We start from the raw sequence: 8,537 nt of genomic DNA, 5'->3' as shown, positions 1-8,537 counted from the left end.
CATCGGCCGCCTGCAGGCCTTCGAGGCGGCCGGGGCGGATGTGCTTTTCGCACCAGGGTTGCCCACGCTCGAGGCCGTGCGCGAGGTGTGCGCGGCGCTTTCCCGGCCGGTTAATTTCATGGTGGGTATTCCGGGGAAATCCTTCACCGTTGCGCAGCTGCGGGATGCGGGCGTGCGCCGCATCAGCCTGGCCACCTCGCTGTACAAGGCCGCCATGAACGGCCTGCGCGATGCGGCGGCGGAAGTGCAGGAAAGGGGCACGTTCGACTACCTCGCGAACACCGTCCCCGCCGCGGAATGGGCCCGATACATGAAGGGCTGAGCGCCGGGCTTTGGTATCCTTACGGTTTGCCCGCGCGGCCCGCGACGGGCGTATCAAGCAGACCGCAAAACCATGAATACCAAAGAAATTCGCCAAAAATTCCTCGACTACTTCGCGTCGAAGGACCACACCCCCGTGGCGTCTAGCCCGCTCGTCCCCGGCAACGACCCGACGCTGCTCTTCACCAATGCCGGCATGGTGCAGTTCAAGGACGTCTTCCTCGGAACCGAGCAACGGCCCTACAAGCGCGCGGTCACCGCGCAGCGCTGCGTGCGCGCCGGTGGCAAGCACAACGACCTGGAGAATGTCGGCTACACCGCGCGCCATCACACGTTCTTCGAGATGTTGGGCAACTTCAGCTTTGGCGACTACTTCAAGCAGGATGCGATTCGCTATGCATGGGAGTTGCTGACCGAGGTCTACAAGCTGCCGAAAGACAAGCTGTACGTGACCGTCTACGCCGAAGACGACGAGGCTTTCGACATCTGGACGAAGGTGATCGGCTTGGAGACGAGCCGCGTCATTCGCATCGGCGACAACAAGGGTGCGCGCTACGCCTCTGACAACTTCTGGATGATGGGAGAGACCGGCCCTTGCGGTCCTTGCACCGAAATCTTCTACGACCACGGCGCCGACATTGCGGGTGGCCTACCGGGCTCGGCAGGCGAGGACGGCGACCGCTACATCGAGATCTGGAACAACGTGTTCATGCAGTTCAACCGCGACGAAGCGGGCGTGATGCACAAGCTGCCGAAGCCGAGCGTGGACACCGGCATGGGCCTGGAGCGTTTGTGCGCCGTGCTTCAACACGTGCACAGCAACTATGAAATCGATACCTTCGTCAACCTGCTGGCTGCCGCGAAGAAGGCTGTCGAAGCGGCCGGTGGTGGAGAGGTCGACCCGGAGGCGCCTTCGCTCAAGGTGATCGCCGACCACATTCGCGCCTGCACTTTCACCATCGTCGATGGCGTGATCCCGAGCAACGCCGGCCGCGGCTACGTGCTGCGCCGCATTGCGCGCCGCGCCATTCGCCACGGCTACAAGCTGGGCGCACGCAAGCCATTCTTCTACACGCTGGTTGATGCGCTCGCCGCCGAGATGGGCGATGCCTACCCCGAGCTGCGCAAGAGCCAGCAGCGTGCCACCGAGGTGCTGAAGCAGGAAGAAGAAGGGTTCTTCCGCACCATCGCCAACGGCATGGAAATTCTTGAGTCGGCTCTGGCTTCCATGGAAAAAGCGGGCGCCAACACCATCGACGGCGACCTGGCCTTCAAGCTGCACGACACCTACGGCTTCCCCCTAGACCTCACGGCCGACGTGTGCCGCGAGCGCGGCGTGACGGTTGACGAAGCGGCCTTCAACGCCGCCATGACCCGTCAACGCGATCAAGCCCGCGCCGCCGGCAAATTCAAGATGGCGCAAGGCCTGGAATACATCGGCGCCAACACCACCTTCCACGGCTACGAGCACCTCGTACACGAAGGCGCCAAGGTCACGGCGATCTATGTCGACGGCTCGCCCGTGCAAAGCGCGAACTCGGGCGATGACGCGGTGGTCGTGCTCGACCAGACGCCGTTCTACGCCGAGAGCGGCGGCCAGATCGGCGACACCGGCGAGCTGCGCAACGCGACCTCACGCTTCTTGGTGGAAGACACGATCAAAGTGCAGGCTGCCGTGTTCGGCCACCACGGTCGCGTCGTCGAAGGCGAGGTCAGGGTTGGCGATGTGCTCAATGCCCGCGTCGATGCCGAGCGCCGCGCCAAGACCATCCGCAACCACTCCGCCACGCACCTGATGCACAAGGCCTTGCGTGAAGTGCTGGGGGGACATGTGCAGCAAAAAGGCTCGCTGGTGAACGCCGAGCGCACGCGCTTCGACTTTGCGCACAACCTGCCGATGACCGATGCCGAGATCGGCAAAGTCGAAGCCCTGGTCAACGCCGAGATTCTGGCCAATGCCGCCACGCAGGCACGCGTGCTGCCCATCGAAGAGGCGCAGAAGACCGGCGCCGTGATGCTGTTCGGTGAGAAGTACGGCGATGAAGTGCGCGTGCTCGACATCGGCAGCAGCCGCGAGCTGTGCGGTGGCACGCACGTGTCGCGCACGGGTGACATCGGCCTCTTCAAGATCGTGGCGGAATCAGGTATTCAGGCCGGTGTGCGCCGTGTCGAAGCAGTGACGGGCGACAACGCGCTCGGCTATCTGCAGTCGCTCGAGCACACCATGCAGCAACTCGCCAGCACCCTGAAGGCTGCGCCTGCCGAAGTGCCGGGGCGCCTGAGCCAGGTGCTGGAGCAGGTGAGGGCGCTGGAGAAAGAGCTCGCCGCTGTGAAGGGCAAACTGGCCTCGTCGCAAGGTGACGAGCTGCTGGCGCAAGCCGTCGACGTGAAGGGCTTGAAAGTGTTGGCCGCCGTGCTCCACGGCGCCGATGCCAAGGGTCTGCGCGAAACGCTAGACAAGCTCAAAGACAAGCTCAAGACCGCCGCCATCGTGTTGGCGGCAGTGGAGGGTGGCAAGGTGCAACTCGCCGCTGGGGTGACCAGCGACAGCGTTGGCAAGGTAAAGGCGGGCGAGCTGGTCAACTTCGTGGCCCAGCAAGTGGGTGGCAAGGGCGGCGGCAAGCCCGACATGGCGATGGCGGGTGGCACCGACCCGTCAAACCTCGCTGCGGCTTTGGCCTCGGTGCAGGGCTGGGTGAGCGAGCGGGTGTAAGCCGCCGGGCTCTGGCGTGAACTAGTCGGCTCAAGGTTTTGGGTAAGCGGTCGATAGTGAAGAAACGAAATTGACCTCGTTTCCTTTGTTCTACCTGGTTGGCGAAATGCCTCAGCCAAAGATCCGTTCGCCCTGAGGTATCGAAGGGTGCGCCGGTGCACTGCGCTGCTCTTTGGTTGCTCAGGGCGAACGGAGCCAAATGGAGCGGCTGAGGTTCGTCGCCAATCAGGTTGTTCTATCTCCCGGCGCCGCACCATGGTTGAGTCTCTGAAGAATGACGAGTTCTATGTCATGCCCGGCCAGCTGTGCATTGGCTTGCACGTGCACCTCGACCTGTCGTGGGTCCATCACCCCTTCACTTTTTCAAGCTTCAAGATCAAGACCTTGGAGCAGATAGCGACCATCCAGTCGCTCAAGTTGCAACGAATTCGCTACTCGCCAAACAAAAGTGATGGCGAGCCGCTGGCCGAACCCAGCGCCGCTGCGGCGCAGCCGGTGCCGTCGGTAAATGCAAACCCCGAAGCCGACGCGCTCTACCAGGCCAAGCGGGCACGTCTGGAGCGCCTTGACGCGCAGCGCGAGAAGTCAGCGGCCTGCGAAAAGGCTTTTCTCTCCAGCACGAAGGTCATCAAGTCGATCAACCAGAACATGTTTTCCCAGCCGGCCCAGGTGCGCCAGCAAGCAGACGAGCTGGTGAGGTCGATGGCCGATTCGATGATGATGGACGTGGACATCGCCATCCAGCTGATGGCCGACAAGATCGGCAATGAAGACGTCTACTATCACTCGCTCAACGTGACCTTGTTGTCCATGATGTTGGCCAAGGAGTTGAAGGCGCCGCGCGAGGCGATTCAGCTGCTGGGGTTGGCGGCGATGTTTCATGACGCGGGTGAAGTCGAGATCCCCGAGCGCATCGTGCGCAAGACCGACCCACTGACTCGTGCCGAAGCGGCGCTTCTTCAGCAGCATTGCGTCTACGGTGTCGACATTGCCAAGAAACTCGGCTTGCCCGCTGAGGCGCAGTCTGTAGTGCTTCAGCACCATGAGCATGTCGACGGCTCCGGCTACCCCAAGGGCTTGCAGGGGGCGCAGATGTCGCTGCTCTCGCGCATTGTGGCCATCGTCAATGTGTATGACGAGCTGTGCAACCCAGTGAACCTCAGCAAGGCACTCACGCCGCACGAAGCCCTGTCGACGATGTATGCGCAGCAGCGCGCCCGCTTTGACCCACAGGCGATGGCAACCTTCGTGCGCTGCATGGGCGTGTATCCGCCCGGCACCGTCGTGGCGTTGTCGAATGGCGTGCTGGCCATGGTGGTGTCGGTCAACATCAGCCGCCCGCTCAAGCCGACGGTGCTGGTCTATGACCCCGCCGTGCCCAAGAGCGAAGCCATCGTCGTTGACCTCGAGCAAGAGCCCGATGTGAGCGTGAGCAAGACGCTCAAGCCGCAGGACCTGCCGTCCAACATCTTCGACTACCTGTCGCCGCGCAAGCGCACCACGTACTATTTCCGCCCCGAGGACGGCAAACCCAAGGGCTGAGCGGCCGCCTGCTGATTCAGGTCGTGCCCCGCCCAGGAAGTCTGGCGGCCGAATGCCCGGATTGGGCTGGGCTGATGAACTCCTCGTTATGCTTGCCAAACGCACCGCGCGTCGCGGCGCCCTGAAGAGGCTGTTGGCACACCATGACAAGACGCATCACGCTCAGTCTAGGCATAGGGGCGTTCTTGGCCTGCGGCAGCGTGTGGGCCCAAATCACGCCCTCACCATTGACTGCAGAACCGCCTCTGTCGGTGTGGGCCACGCCGCAAGGTGTGGCGCGCACTTTTCAGCAGGCGTGCGTGCTGACCGGCAGTGAAGAAGCGGCTGCGGTGGATTGGGCCTTGTCTCAGGGTTTCGAGCCGGCCGACGCATTGCGCGGCAACGTCGACGGTTTGCTGTCTGGCCAGCTCGGCAGCGTGTTGGCGGCGCCTGGTACGCGCGGCCGCGTGCTGCTGGCGGCAGCCGTGGGGCGCCAATGCACGGTGTGGGCCGACCAGATGTCGGGCCTGGCGCTTCGCAGCGCGGTAGCCGAAGCGATGGGCTCGCTCACCGCCAAAGGTGCCAAGCTGCAACTGCAGGTCGACCGCAACTTCGAGCGAGCCGGGGCGTGGCGCAACCAGATGCAGTGGCGCTACCGCGCTGCGGGCGCCAGCGTCGATCTGGGCCTGGGCGCCATCACCACTTTGTCTGACAACCCCGGCACGCAGGCGCTGCATGCCGCGCCCATGCCGGCCGCGCCGGCATTCGCCCCCGATGGTTTGCCAACGCGATGAAGCGCTTCGTCGTGCTCATTGCAGTGCTGGCATCGTGCGCCGGCTCGGCGCTCGGCCAATCGACGGTCGAGTTCTCAAGCCTCGATGCACCGCAAGGCCAGGCGGTTCAGCTTAAGGCTTATTGGTACCCCGTCTCCGCGCCGAAAGCCGGCGCCGTGGCCCTGTTTCATGGCTGCGGCGGCATGTACGACCGCCAAGGGCTGGTCAGCGAGCGCATGCGTGAGTACGCGTCGCTGCTCAACCAACAGGGCTTTCATGTGTTGACGGTGGATTCGCTCACGCCCCGTGGCGAGCGCGAGATCTGCACCCAGCGCGTAGGCCAGCGCAAGATCACGCAAGCCAATCGCCGCCTTGATGCGCTGGCCTCTTTGCAATGGCTGGCGCGGCGGCCCGAGGTCGACGTGCAACGCATCGGCGTGATGGGCTGGTCGAATGGTGGCAGCACGGTGCTGTCGGCCACCAACGCGCGCCACCAAGACGTGCTCGCCTTCGGCCTCACGCCGGCGTTCGCGGTGGCCTATTACCCGGGTTGCGAGACCGACCTGCAACGCGGCTACACACCCACGGCACCACTGCTCATCCTGATCGGTGAAGCCGATGACTGGACGCCGGCCGAAGCCTGCCGCCAATTGGCCGCGGCCGCGCTGGGCGCGCGGCCCGAGATCGAAACCTACCCTGGCGCGTACCACGGCTTCGACTCATCGGCTCCGGTGCGCCTGCGCAAGGACGTGCCCAACGGCGTGAACCCTGGGCAAGGTGTGCACGTGGGCGGCAACGCCGAGGCCTGGAGCCGCTCGCGCGAGCGGATGCAGAAGTTTCTTCAGGCGTACTTGAGCTCGCCGGCCTTACCCCAGAAGACGCGGTAAGCAAACACGGTGTAGCCCGCGATGGCCGGCACCGTGATCACCGTGCCTACCAAGATGACCTTCAGTGAACCCGGCGCGCTGGCGGCCTGCCACAGCGTGAGCTTGTCCATCACCACAAACGGGTACAGGCTGTAGGCCAGGCCGAAGAAGCCGAGCAAAAACACGATCACCATCAGCACGAAAGGCAGCCAGCACTGGGGCCCCAGCACGCGCTTCCAGTTGAGCGACACGCGCAGCAAGCCCAGCGCGGCAACCGAGATCAGCGGGATGGGCAGCAGCGCAATGAAGGCCGGCATGCTGAACCAGCGCTCTCGCACGGTGGCGCTGACCCAGGGCGTGGCGATCGAGATGAGCCCCATGCCGATCACCACCGGCAGCCAGGCAATCTTGGCCCACTTCACGGCGTGGGCCTGCAGATCGCCGTCGGTTTTCATGATGAGCCAGCCGGCTCCAAGGAGCACGTAAGCCGCGGGCAGGGCGAGGGCGATCGTGGCTGCAAACACCTGGTACTGCCAGCCCGAGTTCAAGCCCGTGATGTAGTGGCCGAGCATCCAGCCTTGCGCCATCGACGCCAGGCCCGAGCCTGCGAAGAAAGCCTTGTTCCACAGCGGCTTGTGGTGGTCGCGCGCCTTCACGCGAAAGTCGAAGGCCACACCGCGCAGCGTGAGGCCGATCAGCATTGCCGCCACCGGCAGGTAGAGCGCGCCCAGCACCACGCCATGCGCCTTGGGGAAGGCGATGAGCAAAATGCCGGCGCCCAGCACCAGCCAGGTTTCATTGGCGTCCCAGAAAGGGCCGATGGACGCGACCATCGTGTCTTTCTGCTCATCGGTGGCACGCGGCAGCAGCATGCCCACACCCAGGTCGTAGCCGTCGAGCACCACGTAGGTGAGCATGGCGATGCCCATCAGCGCCATGAAGATCACGGGCAGCATTTCATCAAAGCTCATGTCGGGCTCCCGGTTTGTGCGCCCACGGGGGTGTGGGCACGTTCCTCGGCTTCCTTGGCCAGCACTTCTTCAGGCTTCTCAGCCATGTACTTGAGCACGGCGATGTAGGCAATGATCAAGCCGATGTAGAGCGTGACGTACAGCGTGAGGGTCAGCGCAATCATCGACGGTGGCACCTTCGAGGCCACATCGGCTGTGCGCAGCAGGCCGTAGACGATGAAAGGCTGGCGGCCGATCTCGGTCACGTACCAGCCGGCTACCGTGGCCACCCAGCCCGAGAAGGTCATGGCCGTCAGGGCCCACAGCAAGGGGCGGGGCAGCTTTTGCGCAACCCAGCCGCGGCGCTTGTAAAGCCACAGGCCTACCCAGCTCACGGCCAGCATCAGCAGGCCCACGCCAACCATGATGCGAAAGCCGAAGAACAGCGGCGCCACCGGAGGGTGTGCACCCTTGAAGTCGTTCAAGCCCTTGATCTCGGCTTCAGGGTCGTGCCGCAAGATCAAGCTGGCGCCTTTGGGTATGCCGATGGCAAAGGCGTTGCTGCGCGTCTTCTCATTCGGCCAGGCGAACAGCAGCAAGGGGGCGCCTTTCTCGGTGTCCCACACCCCTTCAATCGCAGCGATCTTCTGGGGCTGGTATTCGAGCGTGTTCAGGCCGTGTGCATCGCCCGCCAATATTTGCAGCGGTATCAGCACCGCTGCCAGCGTGAGCCCTGTGCGCAGCACCTTGGGCGTAGAGCCGTTGGCCTTGCCCTTGATCAACTGCCACGCGCTGATGCCAGCCAGCAGAAATGAGACCGTCAACCCCGAGGCCAGCAGCTTGTGGGTGAGCCGGTAAGGTAGCGAAGGGTTGAACACCACGTCGAGCCAGCTCTTGACGAAGAACTCGCCGTTGACGATCTCGTAGCCGGCGGGCGTTTGCATCCACGAGTTGAGGCTCAAGATCCAGAAGGCGCTGAGCGTGGTACCGAAGGCCACCAGAAAGGTGGCGGTGAGGTGCGTCTTCTCGCTCACCCGGCCGTGGCCGAACAGCATGATGCCGAGGAAGCTCGCTTCAAGAAAGAAGGCGGTGAGCACCTCATAGCCCAGCAGTGGGCCGGCGATGTTGCCGGCCTTCTCCATGTAGCCCGGCCAGTTGGTGCCGAACTGGAAGCTCATGGTGATGCCGCTCACCACGCCCAGCGCAAAGGTCAGCGCAAACACTTTGGTCCAGAAGCGGTAGGCGATGAGCCAGGCGGGGTCATGCGTGGCCAGCCAGCGCGAGCGGAAGAACAGCAGCACCCAGCCCAGCGAAATGCTGATGGTGGGGAAGAGGATGTGGAAGGTGATGTTGGCCGCAAACTGCATGCGGGCGAGGATGAGCGCGTCCATCG

General features: G+C 63.8%; 7 protein-coding genes. 5 read left to right on the top strand and 2 right to left on the bottom strand.

Annotated features, from left to right (window positions below; all coding sequences use genetic code 11):
• From AC30QB_RS23740 to AC30QB_RS23720, 5 genes are all read left to right on the top strand, one after another.
• Positions 1-322: isocitrate lyase/phosphoenolpyruvate mutase family protein (locus AC30QB_RS23740; RefSeq protein ID WP_489548756.1), on the top strand; the 322-nt coding region annotated here is incomplete at its 5' end.
• 72 nt (positions 323-394) lie between these two features.
• The gene (alaS, locus tag AC30QB_RS23735; protein WP_489548755.1) at positions 395-3,034 is read left to right on the top strand and encodes an alanine--tRNA ligase; all 2,640 of its coding nucleotides are present in this window, start codon (positions 395-397) and stop codon (positions 3,032-3,034) included.
• 255 nt (positions 3,035-3,289) lie between these two features.
• Positions 3,290-4,576: an HD-GYP domain-containing protein gene (locus AC30QB_RS23730; protein ID WP_489548754.1), complete on the top strand. Its 1,287-nt coding sequence runs from the start codon at positions 3,290-3,292 to the stop codon at positions 4,574-4,576.
• A gap of 143 nt (positions 4,577-4,719) precedes the next feature.
• Positions 4,720-5,349, top strand: a complete 630-nt coding sequence (locus tag AC30QB_RS23725; protein ID WP_489548753.1) for an NMCC_0638 family (lipo)protein — start codon at positions 4,720-4,722, stop codon at positions 5,347-5,349.
• Positions 5,346-6,215, top strand: a complete 870-nt coding sequence (locus AC30QB_RS23720; RefSeq protein ID WP_489548752.1) for a dienelactone hydrolase family protein — start codon at positions 5,346-5,348, stop codon at positions 6,213-6,215. The genes AC30QB_RS23725 and AC30QB_RS23720 overlap by 4 nt, the downstream gene beginning before the upstream one ends.
• On the opposite strand, the gene AC30QB_RS23715 is transcribed toward AC30QB_RS23720, so the two are convergent.
• Positions 6,170-7,165, bottom strand: coding sequence for a cytochrome d ubiquinol oxidase subunit II (locus tag AC30QB_RS23715; protein WP_489548751.1), 996 nt, complete (start codon positions 7,163-7,165; stop codon positions 6,170-6,172). The two genes, AC30QB_RS23720 and AC30QB_RS23715, sit on opposite strands and share 46 nt — an antisense overlap.
• On the bottom strand, positions 7,162-8,535 hold the full coding sequence (locus AC30QB_RS23710; protein ID WP_489548750.1) for a cytochrome ubiquinol oxidase subunit I: 1,374 nt from the start codon (positions 8,533-8,535) through the stop codon (positions 7,162-7,164). Before AC30QB_RS23710 ends, AC30QB_RS23715 begins: the two co-directional genes overlap by 4 nt.
• Positions 8,536-8,537 lie beyond the last annotated feature (2 nt).

It is taken from the genome of Rhizobacter sp. (assembly GCF_046595475.1).
Classification (GTDB): domain Bacteria; phylum Pseudomonadota; class Gammaproteobacteria; order Burkholderiales; family Burkholderiaceae_C; genus Rhizobacter.
The sequence above is the reverse complement of the archived record's forward strand: the minus strand, read 5'-3'. Positions and strand labels throughout refer to the sequence as shown.